Below are 16,069 nucleotides of genomic sequence, written 5' to 3'. Positions count from 1 at the left end.
AATATGCCGAACGGACGAAGTTCCTTCGTAGTGGTGGCCAACCGGCTGCCGGTCGACCGGATCGAGATGCCCGACGGCAGTACGGCGTGGCGGCGCAGCCCAGGTGGTCTCGTCACCGCCCTGGCCCCGGTGATGCAGCGGGCCCACGGTGCGTGGATCGGCTGGACCGGAAGCGCCGACGAGAAGGTCGACCCCTTCGAGAACGACGGCATGCACCTGGTCCCGGTGATGCTGTCGGCCGAGGACGTTCAGCTGTACTACGAGGGCTTCTCCAACGCGACGCTCTGGCCGCTGTACCACGACGTGATCGTGGCGCCGGAGTTCCATCGTGAGTGGTGGGAGTCGTACGTCGCGGTGAACCGGCGGTTCGCCGAGGCCGCGGCGGACGCCGCCGAGGACAACGCCGACGTCTGGGTGCACGACTACCAGCTGCAGCTGGTGCCGGCGATGCTGCGCCGGTTGCGTCCGGACGTCCGGATCGGCTTCTTCCTGCACATCCCGTTCCCGCCGACCGAGCTGTTCGCGCAGATGCCGTGGCGGCGGCAGATCCTGGACGGGCTGATGGGTGCGGATCTGGTGGGTTTCCAGCGACCTGGCGCCGCGTCGAACTTCGCCCGCCTGGCCCGCAACCGGATGGGGCTGCGGACCCGCGGCGACCGCATCCATCTGCCGGACGACCGGATCGTCCGGGCGAAGGCGTTCCCGATCTCCATCGACGTCGGCGAGCTGGAACAGCTGGCCCGCCAGCCGGAGACCGAGCAGCGCGCCCGCGAGATCCGCAAGGAGGTCGGCGATCCGGCGCACATCCTGCTCGGGGTGGACCGGCTCGACTACACCAAGGGCATCCGGCAGCGCCTGCGCGCGTTCGGTGAACTACTGGACGAGAAGCGCATCTCCGTCGACGACGCGGTGTTCGTCCAGGTGGCGACGCCGTCGCGGGAGCGGGTCGAGCAGTACCGGGTGCTGCGCGACGAGATCGAGCTGCTGGTCGGCCGGATCAACGGTGAGCACGGCCGGATCGGTACGCCGGCGATCAACTACCAGCACACGTCGTACTCGCGGACCGAGATGGCCGCGCTGTTCCGGGCCGCCGACGTGGCCGTGGTGACGCCGCTGCGTGACGGCATGAACCTGGTCGCCAAGGAGTACGTCGCCTGCCGGTACGACGACACCGGCGCGCTGGTACTGAGCGAGTTCGCCGGCGCCGCGGACGAGTTCCGGCAGGCGTTCCTGGTGAACCCGCACGACATCAACGGCATGAAGGACACCATCGTCGACGCGATGAACACCGACGACCGCCAGCTCGGCCGCCGGATGAAGGCGATGCGCAAGCACCTGGCCGCGCACGATGTGAACGTCTGGGCCCAGTCCTTCCTGAAGGCCCTGCATGACGACGACTGACGGCCGGGTGCTCGCGCTCGACTTCGGGACGTCGTCGGCGCGGGCCCTGGTGCTGACGGCCGGCGACGCCGCGCCGGTCCCGGGCGCGCTGGCCCGGCACAAGATCTCCCCCACCTACGGCACCGGCGGTTCGGCGACTCTGGACCTGCACCAGTACGTCGAGGGCATGCTGAGCTGCCTGGACGAGCTCCAGCAGAACGGGCACCTGGACGACATCGGCGCGATCGTGGTCTCGTCGCAGTGGCACTCGATCGTTGCCCTGGACAACAAGGGCGACGCACTGACGCCGGTCGTCACCTGGGCGGACACGCGGTCGGTCGACCTCGACCTCGGCTCGTCGTTCGACGAGCACGCCTTCCACGCGCGGACCGGATCCTGGCTGCACCGCCTCTACTGGACGCGGCGGATCCCTTGGCTGCTGTCCGAAGGATCCCCAGCCGGCTTCGCCGGCCTGCCCGACCTCGTGATCGAGCGGCTGACCGGCGAGCGGGTCACCTCGGTGTCGATCGCTTCCGGCACCGGGACCCTCGACCTCGCCACCGGCGAGTACGACGACGAGGCGCTGGAGATCGCCGGGGTCAAGGCCGACCGGTTGCCGTCGATCGTGCCGACCGGCTGGACGGCTCGCCTGTCCCCCGAGTACGAACGCCGATGGCCCGGGCTCGTCGGCGTACCCGTCCATCCGCCGACCGGCGACGGCGCCGCGTCGAACGTCGGAACCGGTGGGTACGACGAGACGACCGCTGCCGTGACCGTGGGGACATCGGCCGCGGTGCGGGTGGTGCATCCGATCGACGGCGCGCCGGAGCTGCCGTGGGAGCTGTGGCGGTACCGCGTCGACGACAAGCGGGCGGTGACCGGGATGGCGTTCTCGGCCGCGGGGAATCTGCATGCGTGGCTGACCGGCGTACTGCGGCTGACCTCGGACGAGCCGACCGGTGTGGAGATCGGGGCGACGCGAGTGATCGCGATCCCGTTCCAGGCCGGGACCAGGCCGCCGGCCACGGTGCCGAGCGGATCCGGGGTGTACTTCGGCCTGTCCTTCGACGACACCGCCGCGGACCTGTTGGCCGCCTCGATGCAGGGCGCCTCGCTGGAGGTCGACCGCGGGCTGCGGATGCTGGACTCGCTGTTCGGGCGTGAGCTGTCCGTCGTCCTCGGTGGCGGCGGCATCGACGCCTCTGCCTGGTGGCGTCGATGCCTCACCGCGACCTTCGCCCGGCCCGCCACGGTCTGCGCCGAAGCCGAGGTCGGCGCGCGCGGCGCCGCGGCTGTGGCCCTCGGCCTGTCACCACAGCCTGGCGGCGAGCACCTCGACCCAGTGCCGGCCGACGTGGACCGCGTCGCCGCGCTCCGTCCGCGCTACGAGGCGCTCCGCGAACTGGCCGTGCAGGCCTCCGCGCTTAGGCCGTGAGGATCTTCTCGGCCAGGTCGGCGTAGCTCCAGCCGTGGGCGGCGGCCGCTCGCGGGACGAGGCTGACCGGGGCCAAGCCGGGGAGAGCGTTCACCTCGAGGCAGTGGGGATTGCCGGACGCGTCGCAGCGGAAGTCCGCCCGTGAATACGCCGGGGCGCCGAGCGCATCGTGAGCGGTGCGCGCCAACTCCTGCAGCCGCGCGGCGAAGTCCGGCGTCACCTCAGCCGGGCAGATCTCCCGCGCGGCGCCCGGCTGGTACTTCGTCTCGTAGTCGAAGATCGCCGTGGACAGCTCGATCTCGACCACCGGCAGGACCTGGTCGCCGACGACGCCGACGGTGAACTCACGACCGGGCAGGAACGGCTCCACCAGAAGGTCGGTCCGCGGTGTGATCGCGGCGAGCTCCTCGAGGGTACGGACCTGGCGGACGTCGACACTCGAGCCGTCCGCGATCGGCTTCACGACCACCGGTCCGGCGTCCAGGAACTCCTTCACCCGGTCCGGCAGCCCGGCACCGGGCCGGAGCACGACTCGTTCGGCCACCGGGACGCCGTACGCGCCGAGCAGCGCCTGGCAACGGTCCTTCTGCCAGCTGAGCGCGCAGGTCGCACTGCCCGCACCGGTGAACGAGATGCCGGCCATCTCCAGCAGCGCCTGGACGTGACCGTCCTCGCTCCAGCCGCCGATCAGCCCCATGAAGACCCGGTCCGCCGCGCGCATCCGCCGCAGTACGTCGCCGCCGGTGAGAGCGGCGTACATCCGCTCCCGCCAGAGCGGCTGCTCGTCCATCACAGGCGGTGTCTTCGGGATCGGGTACGACGTTCCGTTCCCCTCCACCCTCTCCGCGAGCACCGGCTCGGCTGCCGCCGGGTCGATCACCGATACCTCGTGGCCGCGCTGGGTCAACGCACCCGCCAACGCCCAGCCACCAGACATCGAGACGTCTCGCTCCGAGCTCTCGCCACCACACAGCATCACCACACGCATGAGCCGCCCTCCTCTGGGACAGTCTGACGCCCTGGACATCTCAGTAGTTGGGTGACCGCCGCCACTGACAGGATCCGGGCCTGCCTGGATCATGACGCGCATGCTGCGCGAAATGATGAAGTCCAAGGTCCACCGGGCGACGGTGACGCAGGCGGATCTGCACTATGTCGGGTCGTGCACGCTGGACGCGGACCTGATGGATGCGGCCGATCTGCTGCCCGGCGAGAAGGTGGACATCGTCGACATCACCAACGGTCAGCGGCTGTCGACGTACCTGATCGAGGGACCGCGCGGGTCCGGGGTGGTGGGGATCAACGGGGCCGCGGCGCACCTGATCCATCCCGGCGATCTGGTCATCCTGATCGCCTACGGGATGTTCGACACCACCGAGGCCAAGGTCTTCGCACCGAGCGTAGTCTTCGTGAACGAGCACAATGCGATCACGCGCATCGGCTCGGACCCCGCCGAAGCGCTGCCTGACACCGGCACGCTGCGGGGCGACCAACTGCACACCCCGCGCTGAGACAGGACTGGTCCAGGATGACCGAACCCGGCGAGACCACCGCTGACACCACCGCCGCCACGACCGGCGAATCCGCACCGAAGACCGCGTCGCACGACAACGAGCCGAACCCGAAGCTGCGCGCGTTCATGAACTCGGGCTGGGCCGACTCGGAGCGACACGACGTGACGCTCAGCGACGTCGGTGTGTGGGCATCCAAGCGGCGGGACGCGCTGTCGCAGGCGTTCCCGGGTGAGCGACTGGTCATCCCGGCCGGCACCTACAAGGTCCGTTCGAACGACACCGACTTCGTCTTCCGCCCGCACACCGACTACGTCTGGCTGGCCGGCGACCAGACCTCCGACGCCGTGCTGGTACTGGAGCCGAACGGCACCAGCGGCCACGACTCGGTGCTCTACTTCCGGCCCCGCGCGGACCGCAGCGAGGGCGAGGAGTTCTGGCGCGACCGGATGTACGGCGAGCTGTGGGCCGGCCGGCGTCCGTCGCTGACCGAGACCGCCAAGGAGTTCGGGATCGAGACCCGGCACGTCGACCAGCTCGCGGACGCGCTCAAGGGCGACGTACCCACCCGGGTCCGGCGCGACGAGGACGAGTCGATCGCGTCGCTGCTGAGCGGCGCCCGGACCGACGACCTCAAGGACAACGAGCTGGCGGCCACGCTGTCGGAGCTGCGGCTGGTGAAGGATCCGTTCGAGCTCGAGCAGCTCCGGGACGCGGTCGCGATCACGCACCGCGGCTTCTCCGACGTACTGGCCGAGATGGACAATGTCCGCGAGTACGGCGAACGCTGGATCGAGGGCACGTTCTTCCGCCGGGCCCGGGCCGAGGGCAACGATCTCGGCTACAGCTCGATCGCCGCGTCCGGTCCGCACGCGACCACGCTGCACTGGATCGAGAACGACGGCACGGTCGACAACGGCACGATGATGCTGCTCGACATGGGCGTCGAGAACCGGCAGCTGTACACCGCGGACATCACCCGCACGCTGCCGGTGAACGGCGAGTTCACGCCGCGCCAGCGCGAGCTCTACCAGCTGGTGCTGGACGCGCAGAACGCCGGTATCGCGGCGGTCAAGCCCGGCGCGCGGTTCCGCGCCGCGCACGAGGCGGCGATGGAGGTCATCGTCCATGGCCTCGACGCGATGGGCCTGCTGCCGGTCTCGGCCGAGGAGGCACTCGACCCGGAGAGCATGCTCTACCAGCGCTACACGCTGCACGGCGTCAGCCACATGCTCGGCCTGGACGTGCACGACTGCTCGGCAGCGCGATCGGAGAAGTACCGCAAGGGCGAGCTGAAGACCGGCTACGTGCTGACGGTCGAGCCGGGGCTGTACTTCCAGGCCGACGACCTGACCGTGCCGGAGGATCTGCGCGGCATCGGCATCCGGATCGAGGACGACATCCTCGTCACCGACGACGGCGCCGAGAACCTCTCCGACGCGATGCCGCGCGACGTCGAGGGTATCCAGAACTGGATGGCTAAGTAGAACAGCCGAAGGGGCCGCACCAGGATCGGTGCGGCCCCTTTCGCTTGTCTGCTACCAGATCCGGACGCGTTCCTCGGGGGCGAGCCACATGCCGTCGCCTTCGGTGCTGTTGAAGGTCTGGTGGAACTGGTCGATGTTCTTCACCACCGCGTTGCAGCGGAACTCGGGCGGCGAGTGCGGGTCGATCGCGAGCCGCCGCGCGGCCTCTTCCGGCCGGGTCTTGGTCGACCAGGCGTGTGCCCAGGAGATGAAGAACCGCTGCCCGTCGGCCTCCGCCGGCTCGGCGCCGTCCAGCGACAGCTGATAGGCGACGTACGCGATCGACAGGCCGCCCAGGTCGCCGATGTTCTCGCCCAGGGTGAGCTTGCCGTTCACGTGCTGACCGGGCGTCTCGGCCGGCTCGAGGACGTCGTACTGCGCGACCAGCTTGTCGGTGCGCTGCTCGAACGCGGCCCGGTCGTCGTCGGTCCACCAGTCGTTCAGGTTGCCGTCGCCGTCGTACCGCGAGCCTTGGTCGTCGAAGCCGTGGCCGATCTCGTGCCCGATCACCGCGCCGATCGCGCCGTAGTTGACCGCGTCGTCGGCTTCGGCGTCGAAGAACGGCGGCTGCAGGATGCCGGCCGGGAAGACGATCTCGTTCATCGGCGGGTTGTAGTACGCGTTGACCGTCTGCGGCGTCATCTTCCACTCGGTCCGGTCCATCGGCTGACCCAGCTTCGCCAGGTCCCGCGCGGTCTCCACCGCGACCGACCGGCGGACGTTGCCGAACAGGTCGGCCGGGTCGATCTCGAGCGCGCTGTAGTCCTTCCACTTGTCCGGGTAGCCGATCTTCGGCATGAAGGTGCCGAGCTTGTCGAGCGCGCGCTGCCGGGTGTCCGCGCCCATCCAGTCAAGCGTTTCGATCCGCTGCCGGTAGGCCTCGACCAGGTTCTGCACCAGCTCGACCATCCGGGACTTCGCGGCCGGCGGGAAGTGCTCGGCGACGTACAGCTGACCGAGCGCCTCGCCCAGCGCCTGCTCGACCACACCGACGCCACGCTTCCACCGCTCGCGCAGCTCCGGGGCACCGGTCAGAGTCTTGCCGTAGAAGGCGAAGTTCTCGTCGACGAAGGCCCTGCTCAGCAGCGGCGCCGCGCTGTGCACGATCCGCCAGCTGAGCCACTCCTTCCAGCGGTCCAGCCCGGCGTCCTGCATGGCCGCGGCGGCTCCGGTGAAGAAGTCCGGCTCACGGACGACGACCTGCTCGAAGGCACTCTCCGGTACGCCGGCTCCCGTCAGCCACACCGACCAGTCGAACTCCGGGGTCAGTGCCTCCAGGCCGGACCGGTTGACCTTGTTGTAGGTCAGCGTGACGTCGCGGTTCTTCACCCGGTCCCAGTGGTGACCGGCGACCCGCGTCTCCAGCTCCATGATCCGCTCGGCGGACCCGGCCGGATCGGGCAGTCCGGCCAGCTCCAGCATCCGCGCGACATGCGCGACGTACGCCGTCCGCTCGCCGGCGAAGTTGTCCTCGCGGTAGTACGACTCGTCCGGGAGGCTGAGGCCGCCCTGCATCAGGTACACGACGTACTCGTCGGACTTCTTCGCATCCGCGTCGACCCAGTAGTGGAACAGGCCCGGCACACCCTGCAGCTCGAGCTGCCCGAGCGCCGACACCAGGCCGGGGACGTCCTCGATCGCGCGGACCAGGGCCAGCTGCTCGGCGATCGGCTCGGCGCCGAGACGCTCGATCGTGTCCTCGTCCATGAAGCTGCCGTACAGGTCGCCGATCTTGCGCGCCTCGCTGCCGTCCGGATGCCCGGCCGCGACGGTCTTCTCGACGATCGCGCGGACGTCCTGCTCGGCGGTGTCCCACAGCGCGTGGAAGGCGCCGTAGATGGCCTTGTCCGCCGGAATCTCGTGCTCGGCCAGCCACTGCCCGTTCGCGTGCCGGTACAGATCGTCCTGCGGGCGCACCGTGCCGGAACTGTCGATCCCTGCTGTCATCCCTGCCCCTTGTTCCCGAAGTCGAGTTGCTGCCAGTGACAGTACCCGCTTGCACGGACCAGGATTTGAACCATCCACAGGGATGCGCCGTTGTCCCTGTAAAGGACATCGGATCAGGAGGGCCCGCCCATGTCTAACCTTGTCCGCCGGCTCACCACAGTGCTGAGCGTGCCCGCTCTGCTACTGGTCCTGGTGAGTTCGCCGGCCGACGCCGCCCCGGCCACGACCCAAACCACGACCCAAACCACGACGCAGACCACGACCAAGTTCCCGGCCCACATCGATCTGCCGGCCGGGTTCCAGCCGGAAGGCATCGCGATCGCCGGCGGTCAGGCGTTCTTCGGCTCGCGGGTGGACGGTGACATCTACCGGGCGGACCTGAGGACCGGGACCGGGAAGGTGTTCAGCCAGGGACCAGGCACCGCGTCCCTGGGGATGAAGGTGGACCGCTCCCAACGGCTGTGGGTAGCCGGCGCCGGCGGCGGCAACGGCCGTGTGGTCGACCTCCGCACCGGCCGCATCCTCAAGAGCTACACGTTCACCACCTCGACCATGACGTTCGTGAACGACGTGATCCTGAGCAAGGACGCCGCCTGGTTCACCGACTCGCAGCAGCCGGTGCTCTACAAGGTTCCGTTCGGCCGCCACGGCCGGCTGGCGGGACAGTCCGCGGTGAAGACCGTCCCGCTCAGCGGCGCCTACCAACACACGCCCGGCGTCACCAACGCGAACGGCATCTCGCTGACCCCAGACGGCCGCGGCCTGATCATCGTGCAGTCGTCGACCGGTTTCCTCTTCCGGGTCGACCCGCGCACCGGCGTGACGACGCGCGTCGATCTCGGCACCGAGGTGATGACGAACGGCGACGGCCTGCTGCTGATCGGCAAGACCCTGTACGTCGTCCAGAACCGGCTGAACACGATCGCGGTCGTCAGCCTCAACTCCGCCGGCACCAAGGGGATGGTGGAGCGGCGCATCACCAGCGACGACTTCGACGTACCAACCACAGCGGCGGCGTTCGGGAACCGGCTCTACCTGCCGAACGCCCGGTTCACCACACCGCCGACGCCGACCACGGAGTACTGGGCCACCGCGGTCCAGATCTCGCCGGTCAAGCACTCGGCCGACGACGGCCAGTGCGACCCTATCCGCTTCCTGAAGGGGTAATCGGGGGTCAGGAAACGGTTCGGAGGTCTCCTCGTGCGGCAGCCTTGAGGCGGCTGCCGCACGAGAGGCGCACGGAGTAGCCGGCCGGGATCGCCAGCGGTTCGCCGGTCTGCGGGTTGCGGCCGGTGCGCGGTGCGCGCAGGACCCGCTCGATGCTCAGCAGACCGGTCAGCGACACCTTGTCGCCCTTGTGCACGGCCTCGGTGACGACGTCGCCCAGCGCGTCGAGGACCTTCTCGGCCTGGTTCCGCGGGATGCCCGCCTTCTGCGCCACCCCGGCGACCAGCTCGTTGCGGTTCACGGCTCTCCTCCGATTCGCTAACCTTCGACCGGAACCGTAACCGAAATGATTGTCGTTAGCGAGAAGCGCCCGGAATCCGGTCGACTGCTCCGGAGCGGGAACTTCGCCGGCGGGGTCGGCGTCTAGAGTCGCTCAGAGTCCGTCCTGGTCATGCCAGTGGTTCTGCCAGCGCGCGTCGACGGCGTCGTCGGCCCGTTGGTAGCGAATGTCGGTGGAGAGCCGCATGTCCGTCGACACGTTGTCGAGCGCCGCGTGGATGGTGTGGGCGGTGTGGATCACGACGTCTCCGGCCGCATAGTCGGTGACCAGCCAGTTGGCGTCGTACTCCTCGGCCAGGCCCGGCAGGTCGGCGGTCATGGAGGCTGCGGGTCGCTTGAGCCGTCCTGAGGCCTCGTCCGCGAGGACTCTGTGGTGGCTGCGCTCCAGATAGGTCAGGCCGCCGCGGCTGACCGGGCAGTCGCCCAGTGGGATCCACGCCGACAGCACCTGGTCGCTGCCCCCGCGCAGGTAGACCAGGTCGTAGTGGGCCTGCGTCGCCGTACCGATGCCGTTCTCGCCCGGTGCGGTCTGCCGGATGATCTTCCGCTTGTGCAGGAAGGGGTCACCACCCAGGAACCACTCGAACCACCCCTTCAAGGCCGGCTGCGTGCAGAAGGCGGCGTACTCCGACCCCGGCACGATCTGACCGAACAGCACCTTCCGGTACGTCGCCCGCTCGGTCACCGACCCGATGAGCCCGAAGTAGTAGCGCCGGAACGCCAGCACTTCCTCGGGATCCAGCAGCCCGGTCAGGAACAGATACCCGTCCCGCTGCAACCTCTCCCGCAACCGCGACCGGTCCTGACGCTCCCGCTCCGGCACGACGCTCAGCTCACCGAGCCGCCGCTCATCCAGCACATACCCGTTCGAAGTCAGCACACGTCCATTGCATCCGGGCCTGCGGCCGCTCCGGAATGGACAGCCGGGACCCGATTCTTGGACTCTTGTGTCATGCCGAACTGGTCGATCTACCTGACCCCTGGCGCTCCTGAGCGTGAGCTTGGACTCTTCTGTCTCGGAGCCGGCGAACAGGACCACCCGCCTGGGGCACCTCCGGAGCGGGCCCTCGGGTGCCACGCCCTGGTCTGGATCAAGGAGGGCCGCGGGCAGTTTCTGCACGGCCCCGACCGCCGGCTGCACGAGGTCAAGGCACCCGCGATGCTCTGGCTCTATCCCGGCGTTCTGCATGGCTATAGACCGACGACCAGCTGGCGTCAGGAATGGGCGCTGTTCAGCGGTCCGGCCACCGCCGCACTCACCACACTGGGGCATCTCGACCCGTCCGAGCCCGTACGACGGTACGCCGACGCGCGACCGGTCGACCGCGCGTTCACCCGACTGCTGCGAGTCAGCAGGACGCATGACGCCGTACAGACAGTGGCTGCGCTGTATGAGCTTCTCGCGGCAGCGGCACCGCCGCGTGCTGATGATGTGGCCGGGCGGTTGAGCGAGTTGGCGTGTACGCCGATGAGCATTCAGGACTACGCCACTGAGCTCGGGCTCACGGTGAAGGAGTTGCGCGAGGCAGTCCGTCGTACCACTGGCTCCACACCGCAGGAACTGGTCCTGACCACAAGACTCAACACTGCAAAGGTTTTGCTCGCCGAGGAGGACCTGCCTGTTGCCGTAGTCGCCCGGCAGGTCGGGTATGACGATCCGGCGTACTTCACGCGCTTGTTCACCGCCCGGGTAGGGCTTTCGCCCGGCGGCTTCCGGCGTTCTGGTTCGGTTTCGGGCCGGATTTCCTCCTTCCGGAGGAGGCGGGATCGACTTTCCGCCATGTAAAACCGTTCAGTGGGGTGACGTGCACCAGGACCCGGCACCGCTACGGTCGTGGGTATGAGTCAACCGCAGCCCATCGACCCACGCTACGTGAGCCGGCCGCCGCAGGCACGACCGAAGAAGCGGCGTAACTGGTTCCTCCGGACCGTCGGACTGATCGTCCTGCTGTTCATCCTCATGCTCGTCGCGGTACCGCTCTACGCCTGGAGCCGGATCGACAAGATCGACGCGATGCCGACCGGCGACCGGCCGGCCGAAACCCCTGGAACGACGTACCTGATGGTCGGCTCCGACGCCCGCGAAGACCTCAGCCGTGCTGAGCGGGCCCGACTGCACACCGGCTCCGAGGGCGGTGCCCGGACCGACACGATCATGATCATGCACGTGCCCGACTCCGGACCGACGGCGCTGATCAGCGTTCCGCGCGACAGTGCCGTGACCATCCCCGGGATGAAGGGCAAGCACAAGATCAACGCTGCCTTCAACAAGGGCCCGGCACTGCTGATCGAGACCCTCGAGAACGCGACCGGCCTGCGCATCGACCACTACGTCGAGGTCGGCTTCGGCGGCTTCGCCTCGGTCATCGACAGTGTCGGCGGGATCGAGATGTGTTTGCCCAAGGCAATGAAGGACAAGGACGCGCACATCAATCTGCCGGCCGGCTGCCAGGAGCTCGACGGTGTGAACGCGCTCGGGTACGTCCGGTCCCGGAAGGCCGACGGCAACAACGACTTCGGCCGGGTGGAGCGGCAGCGCACGATGGTCGGTGCGGTCGCGAAGAAGGCCAGTTCGCCGTCGACGTTCCTCAACCCGGTGCGCTACTTCAACGTCGCCACCAAGGGTGTGGACGCGTTGACCGTCGACAACGACATGAGCCTGTTCGACTTCATCCGCTTCGCCCGCGGGATGCGCGCGGTCTCGGGCAGCGGCGGTGTCACCCTGACCGTCCCGATCGGCGACGACAACTACCGCCTGTCGGACGGCAGCGTCGCGGTGAGGTGGGACCAGAAGAAGGCGCTGGCGCTCTTCAACTCCCTCAAGCAGGACGACACGAGCGGCCTCAAGAGCGCTTGACCGTCCTCGTCCATGCTGTCGTGAGCCTGGGCATGCTCGTCGTCGTACCGCTCGGTCTCACTCTCCTCCCAACGCGAACCACCAGCACGCGCTGGTGGTTCGCGTTCGCCATCCCCGGAGCACTCGCCCTCTGGCTCCCGCGCGGCCCGGTCTCGATCGCCCTCGCGTCGATCTATCTCGCCGGCACGCTCGTGCTCATCGCGCTGGCTGCTCGCCATCCCCTGCAGTACAAGGCGATCCGCCCTCGCGAGGTCGCGCTCTACACGGCGTTGGCGACGCCGTCCATCGCCGCTGTCGCGTTGGTCGCCGAACGCTCGTCGTACGAACTGTTCGGCTTCAGCCTGACCGTCCTCACCCTGACCGTCGCCCACTTCCACTTCGCCGGTTTCGCGGCCGCGCTGATCGCCTACCTGGTCTCCGATCGCCCGGGCACGACAACCACCGCCGCCGCGATCAGCGTCCCGCTCGGCACCGGGATCGTCCTGCTCGGCTTCTTCCTCGGCGATGCGGTGGAACTCGCGGGTGCCGCCGTACTGACCGCTGGGATGTGGTTGGTCGGGTGGAATCTCTGGCTTCGGTCTCGGCAGGCCGGGCGAGCCACCGCCGCCCTTTTGATCGTCTCCGCGTCGACCCTCGTGGTGACGATGGTGTTGGCGTTGACTTGGGCCGTGGGGCATGTCGCTGGTACGCCGTACCTACCGTTGGAGTGGATGGTCGCGACACACGGCCTGGCGAACGCGGCCGGGTTCGCGTTGTGCGGGGTACTGGCGTGGCGACGGCTGAGGGAAGGGGTTCGATGAGGCTGGAGGATCTGGCCGGGTTGCGGTTCAACTACGACGCGGTCGGTTCGACGCGGTACGACGAGACGCCGCAGGGATACCACCGGCTCGAGTACCGGGAGCGGATCGGCGAGGGAGACGAGGTCTTCCTGCGTGCTGGTGAGGCGCTGCTGGGCTGGCGCATGCACCGTGCGGCGGGACTGCCGATGACGGCGACCGACACACCGCCGGCCATCGGCACGAACAGCCTCGGCCGGCTCGGCGCCGGCATGCTCGTCGGCCGCCTCCGCACCCTGTCCCCGGTCGGCCTGCTCGGATTCCCCGTCCCGTGCCGCGTCGTCTGGACCGTCGACGAACCGGACCGCACCGGCTTCGCGTACGGCACTCTCGAAGGCCACCCGGCGTCCGGCGAAGAGTCCTTCGTCGTCACCCGCGACCCCGACGGCATCCACTTCACCGTCCGCGCCTACAGCCGCCCCGCCACCTGGTACACCCGCCTCGGCGGCCCCGCCACCCGCAAGGCCCAACACCTCGCCGCCCGCCGCTACACCCAAACCCTCCGCCGCCTGGCCACCCGCTGACCAAAGCAAAGGCCCCGCAAGCTCATACCTTTGCGGGGCCGGGTCCTTTGTACCAGCGGTCTCAAGCCGCCCAGATGACCAACACGCCAACACAGCAAGTCGATCAACCAAGTGCTCAGTGTGAGCGGCGGGGCAGCAACTCGCTCCGTGGTTGCAGTTGCGGTTGCAATAGGACTCATCCCCACAGCGCCTTCCCCATCCGGTCCGCAGCATCGCGCGCGAGGCGGGACGTCACGTGGGTGTACCGCTTGGTCATGGCGAGCGACGAGTGCCCCAGGATCTCTTGCACGACCCTGATGTCCACGCCCTGTTCGAGGAGGAGAGTGGCAGCAGTGTGTCGAGCATCGTGCAAACGGGCGGGCGGAACACCCGCTGCCTCAAGAAGCGACTGCCAGGAGCCCCAGTCATCGCGAGCATCAATCGGCCGGCCATCCGGACGGCAGAAGACGAGATCCCGGTCCTCCCATGCACTGCCCGCCGCCAGCCGTTCGGCCGCCTGGGCGGCCTTGTGAGCCCTCAGCAACGGGATCAACGGTTCAGGAATCGGCACCGGCCGAGTCTTGCGACCCTTGGGCTTCCTGAATTCCCACTCACCGCCGCCGCGCTCAGGACAGTAACGAGCATGACCGACACAGTCAGGGCCACAGGTGTCCTTATGCCTCGTTTGGACGCAGGCCACTGGATCTCCACACCCATGAGCGAAACCACGCCGTTTCAGCTGGAAAACGCGCAGCTGCCCCTTCTCCAGGTCAACGTACCTCCACCGCATGCCCAACGCCTCGGCCTGACGAAGGCCCAACGCAAAGGCAACGGACCATCGTGCACCGTTTCGGAGGGCGCTGGCCTGATCCAGTATCGCCCTGGCATCCTCTTGGAGTAGCGGTTCGATCTCCGTGTCAACATGACTCGGTGCATCAATCATGGTCGCGACGTTGACGGTGACGAGCTTCCGTCGGTGCGCCATTTTCAGCGATCTGCTGATCATGCGGTGATAGTCGAGGATCGTCTTCGAGCTCAGACCAGATCGCTTCAATGCGGAGTAGAACACTTCCAGGTGTTCAGGCCCCAGTCGATCAAGGCGATGCTCACCGATTCCGGGAATGATTCGATTGATGACCTTCGGTCGGTAAACATTGATGATCGTCGCCTCACTAGCCGTGAGCGGAGCGATGTTCTCAAGCCAGAACAAGAACCACTTCCGCACCGACGGCTTCTGACCAAGGGCTGGTGCTCTGCCCTCGTCTCGCATGCGCTCAAGGTCCTCGACCTTCTTGGTGACGATCGTCTTCGTTGCACCGCGCCGATGACGGCGATCCGGCTTGCCGTTCGCCTTGACGCCAACAGTTACCCAGCCGTGCCAGACACCGTTGGCGTCTTCGTAGATCGACGATCGTCCGTTCGCGTTTCGCGACATAACAGTTCTCCTGTCAGGCAGCGGGCTGCTGCAACAACTTTTCGGCGTACTTGTGAAGTGCGTCGACCGGAACCCGACGCGAGCGACCGATTCGCACCGACTCGATCTCGTGCTTTGCGATCAGGTCGAACATGCGAGTCCGACCGATACGTAGTGCAGCAGCGGCTTCCTCGACCGTCAGAAAGATCTGAACCTCAGCCATCTTTTCCCTCCTCTCGTTGACAGTTACGTGTCACTCATCGATTGGCGTCTCATCGATCACGTCTTTCAGCAGGCGCCGGTGTTCGCGTGCTTTGGCGGCGGCGGTGTTGGCTAGGAGTGTGTCGCCGATGGTTTTCCAGCCGGTGCCCGCGTAGGTGAAGTTGCCGACGATGAGCGTGGTTTCGACGTCGGTGTGGTCGGCCGTCCGGTGGTGGTCGCGGCGCCAGTTCGCGCGGGCATCGCGGAGCGCCTTCAGCGTGGTGGAGTACTGGCGGCTCTTGGTGGAGAAGTGGCCACCGAAGCCGAGCATGTGTGCCCACCGCTGGAGACGCCGGTAGGAGAGCCGCCCGGAGTTCTTGGCTGCTTCTGCTTCGTCCAGGTCGGATCCAGGGCGTCCGAGGCGCCAGCAGGCGTCGACCAATCGGCCGGCATGGGTGCGCTCGGTGGCGTAGCGGCGGACCGTGGCGTTGGTGAGCCGCGTCGACGAGTGGCCGGTCGCCTCAGCGCCCTTGGTGGCGTACTTCGCGAGATAGCCAGCCACGGCCGTCTCCGTGATCGCGCCGTCTACGGCTTGCCGGACCGGGCGTACGTCGAGCTGTGTCCCCCACTCAATCAGCCAGCCATCCGGGTTGTCGGGGTGCGGCAGGGACCGGAACCGGATGGTAGTGGCGGCGCGGCGGACGGCGTCGGCAAGCATGGCGAAGGTCGCGGCACACGCTGGCGGCTCGATCAGCGAGGGGTCGAGCGGGTTGACGCCGTCGAGGCGCATCAACGCGTGGAAGTGAGCCACTCCCCTGGCCTGCATTTCGGCGACCTTGCCGTAGGACAGCTTCACGCTGGCGCCGTGCTTCTTGGCTTCGGCGCGGAGGATCTCTTTGGCGCGGTCCATGGTGCGGCGCCACAGTTCGCCGGACAGCGCGTTCCAGACGACC

Annotated in this window: 16 protein-coding genes; 9 read left to right on the top strand and 7 right to left on the bottom strand. The window is 68.0% G+C overall.

Features of this window, described 5'->3' with window-relative positions; genetic code table 11:
• Positions 1-3 precede the first annotated feature (3 nt).
• Together AB0I34_RS29225 and AB0I34_RS29220 are read left to right on the top strand one after the other, a co-directional pair.
• On the top strand, positions 4-1,401 hold the full coding sequence (locus tag AB0I34_RS29225; RefSeq protein WP_131353333.1) for a trehalose-6-phosphate synthase: 1,398 nt from the start codon (positions 4-6) through the stop codon (positions 1,399-1,401).
• The gene (locus AB0I34_RS29220) at positions 1,388-2,815 is read left to right on the top strand and encodes an FGGY family carbohydrate kinase (RefSeq protein WP_360451206.1); all 1,428 of its coding nucleotides are present in this window, start codon (positions 1,388-1,390) and stop codon (positions 2,813-2,815) included. The genes AB0I34_RS29225 and AB0I34_RS29220 overlap by 14 nt, the downstream gene beginning before the upstream one ends.
• On the opposite strand, the gene AB0I34_RS29215 is transcribed toward AB0I34_RS29220, so the two are convergent.
• Positions 2,805-3,803 (bottom strand): hypothetical protein, encoded by a 999-nt coding sequence (locus tag AB0I34_RS29215; RefSeq protein WP_360451203.1) that lies wholly within the window; start codon positions 3,801-3,803, stop codon positions 2,805-2,807. The genes AB0I34_RS29220 and AB0I34_RS29215 overlap by 11 nt on opposite strands.
• 100 nt (positions 3,804-3,903) lie before the next feature.
• Here AB0I34_RS29215 and panD point away from each other — a divergent pair, with 100 nt between their 5' ends.
• A complete protein-coding gene (gene panD / locus AB0I34_RS29210) occupies positions 3,904-4,326 on the top strand; it encodes an aspartate 1-decarboxylase (RefSeq protein WP_360451200.1) in 423 nt (140 codons plus the stop codon).
• A gap of 17 nt (positions 4,327-4,343) precedes the next feature.
• Positions 4,344-5,813, top strand: coding sequence for an aminopeptidase P family protein (locus tag AB0I34_RS29205; RefSeq protein ID WP_360451197.1), 1,470 nt, complete (start codon positions 4,344-4,346; stop codon positions 5,811-5,813).
• Positions 5,814-5,864: 51 nt separating this feature from the next.
• Here AB0I34_RS29205 and AB0I34_RS29200 read toward each other — a convergent pair whose 3' ends face one another.
• Positions 5,865-7,799 carry a M13-type metalloendopeptidase gene (locus AB0I34_RS29200; RefSeq protein WP_360451194.1) on the bottom strand — a complete coding sequence of 645 codons (1,935 nt, stop codon included), beginning with the start codon at positions 7,797-7,799 and terminating at the stop codon, positions 5,865-5,867.
• Positions 7,800-7,928: 129 nt separating this feature from the next.
• Here AB0I34_RS29200 and AB0I34_RS29195 point away from each other — a divergent pair, with 129 nt between their 5' ends.
• Positions 7,929-8,966, top strand: a complete 1,038-nt coding sequence (locus AB0I34_RS29195) for a superoxide dismutase (protein ID WP_360451191.1) — start codon at positions 7,929-7,931, stop codon at positions 8,964-8,966.
• Between the two features lie 7 nt (positions 8,967-8,973).
• Here the strand turns inward: AB0I34_RS29195 and AB0I34_RS29190 are convergent, their stop codons facing one another.
• A complete protein-coding gene (locus AB0I34_RS29190; RefSeq protein ID WP_131352976.1) occupies positions 8,974-9,267 on the bottom strand; it encodes an HU family DNA-binding protein in 294 nt (97 codons plus the stop codon).
• A 132-nt stretch (positions 9,268-9,399) separates the two neighbouring features.
• Positions 9,400-10,185: a phytanoyl-CoA dioxygenase family protein gene (locus AB0I34_RS29185; RefSeq protein WP_360451188.1), complete on the bottom strand. Its 786-nt coding sequence runs from the start codon at positions 10,183-10,185 to the stop codon at positions 9,400-9,402.
• A 72-nt stretch (positions 10,186-10,257) separates the two neighbouring features.
• Here AB0I34_RS29185 and AB0I34_RS29180 point away from each other — a divergent pair, with 72 nt between their 5' ends.
• From AB0I34_RS29180 to AB0I34_RS29165, 4 genes are read left to right on the top strand one after another with little or no spacing between them, the layout of a single operon-like run.
• Positions 10,258-11,091: an AraC family transcriptional regulator gene (locus AB0I34_RS29180; protein ID WP_360451186.1), complete on the top strand. Its 834-nt coding sequence runs from the start codon at positions 10,258-10,260 to the stop codon at positions 11,089-11,091.
• Between the two features lie 54 nt (positions 11,092-11,145).
• The gene (locus AB0I34_RS29175) at positions 11,146-12,162 is read left to right on the top strand and encodes an LCP family protein (protein WP_360451183.1); all 1,017 of its coding nucleotides are present in this window, start codon (positions 11,146-11,148) and stop codon (positions 12,160-12,162) included.
• Between the two features lie 20 nt (positions 12,163-12,182).
• Positions 12,183-12,962 (top strand): YndJ family protein, encoded by a 780-nt coding sequence (locus tag AB0I34_RS29170; RefSeq protein WP_360451180.1) that lies wholly within the window; start codon positions 12,183-12,185, stop codon positions 12,960-12,962.
• Positions 12,959-13,522, top strand: a complete 564-nt coding sequence (locus AB0I34_RS29165; RefSeq protein ID WP_360451177.1) for a DUF1990 domain-containing protein — start codon at positions 12,959-12,961, stop codon at positions 13,520-13,522. Before AB0I34_RS29170 ends, AB0I34_RS29165 begins: the two co-directional genes overlap by 4 nt.
• Before the next feature lie 175 nt (positions 13,523-13,697).
• Here the strand turns inward: AB0I34_RS29165 and AB0I34_RS29160 are convergent, their stop codons facing one another.
• From AB0I34_RS29160 to AB0I34_RS29150, 3 genes are all read right to left on the bottom strand, one after another.
• Entirely contained in the window at positions 13,698-14,936 is a 1,239-nt protein-coding gene (locus AB0I34_RS29160; protein WP_360451174.1) for a tyrosine-type recombinase/integrase, read from the bottom strand.
• A 13-nt stretch (positions 14,937-14,949) separates the two neighbouring features.
• Positions 14,950-15,138, bottom strand: coding sequence for an excisionase family DNA-binding protein (locus AB0I34_RS29155; protein WP_360451171.1), 189 nt, complete (start codon positions 15,136-15,138; stop codon positions 14,950-14,952).
• A gap of 30 nt (positions 15,139-15,168) precedes the next feature.
• Positions 15,169-16,069: replication initiator (locus tag AB0I34_RS29150; protein ID WP_360451169.1), on the bottom strand; the 901-nt coding region annotated here is incomplete at its 5' end.

The organism is Kribbella sp. NPDC050281 (genome assembly GCF_040655855.1).
Taxonomy (GTDB): Bacteria; Actinomycetota; Actinomycetes; order Propionibacteriales; family Kribbellaceae; genus Kribbella.
The sequence above is the reverse complement of the archived record's forward strand: the minus strand, read 5'-3'. Positions and strand labels throughout refer to the sequence as shown.

Coding starts and splice junctions, on each gene's coding strand:
- AB0I34_RS29175 (WP_360451183.1), top strand. CDS start 11,146: ATGAGTCAACCGCAGCCCATCGACCCACGCTACGTGAGCCGGCCGCCG.
- panD (WP_360451200.1), top strand. CDS start 3,904: ATGCTGCGCGAAATGATGAAGTCCAAGGTCCACCGGGCGACGGTGACG.
- AB0I34_RS29155 (WP_360451171.1), bottom strand. CDS start 15,138: ATGGCTGAGGTTCAGATCTTTCTGACGGTCGAGGAAGCCGCTGCTGCA.
- AB0I34_RS29200 (WP_360451194.1), bottom strand. CDS start 7,799: ATGACAGCAGGGATCGACAGTTCCGGCACGGTGCGCCCGCAGGACGAT.
- AB0I34_RS29205 (WP_360451197.1), top strand. CDS start 4,344: ATGACCGAACCCGGCGAGACCACCGCTGACACCACCGCCGCCACGACC.
- AB0I34_RS29195 (WP_360451191.1), top strand. CDS start 7,929: ATGTCTAACCTTGTCCGCCGGCTCACCACAGTGCTGAGCGTGCCCGCT.
- AB0I34_RS29215 (WP_360451203.1), bottom strand. CDS start 3,803: ATGCGTGTGGTGATGCTGTGTGGTGGCGAGAGCTCGGAGCGAGACGTC.
- AB0I34_RS29160 (WP_360451174.1), bottom strand. CDS start 14,936: ATGTCGCGAAACGCGAACGGACGATCGTCGATCTACGAAGACGCCAAC.
- AB0I34_RS29220 (WP_360451206.1), top strand. CDS start 1,388: ATGACGACGACTGACGGCCGGGTGCTCGCGCTCGACTTCGGGACGTCG.
- AB0I34_RS29165 (WP_360451177.1), top strand. CDS start 12,959: ATGAGGCTGGAGGATCTGGCCGGGTTGCGGTTCAACTACGACGCGGTC.
- AB0I34_RS29180 (WP_360451186.1), top strand. CDS start 10,258: ATGCCGAACTGGTCGATCTACCTGACCCCTGGCGCTCCTGAGCGTGAG.
- AB0I34_RS29225 (WP_131353333.1), top strand. CDS start 4: ATGCCGAACGGACGAAGTTCCTTCGTAGTGGTGGCCAACCGGCTGCCG.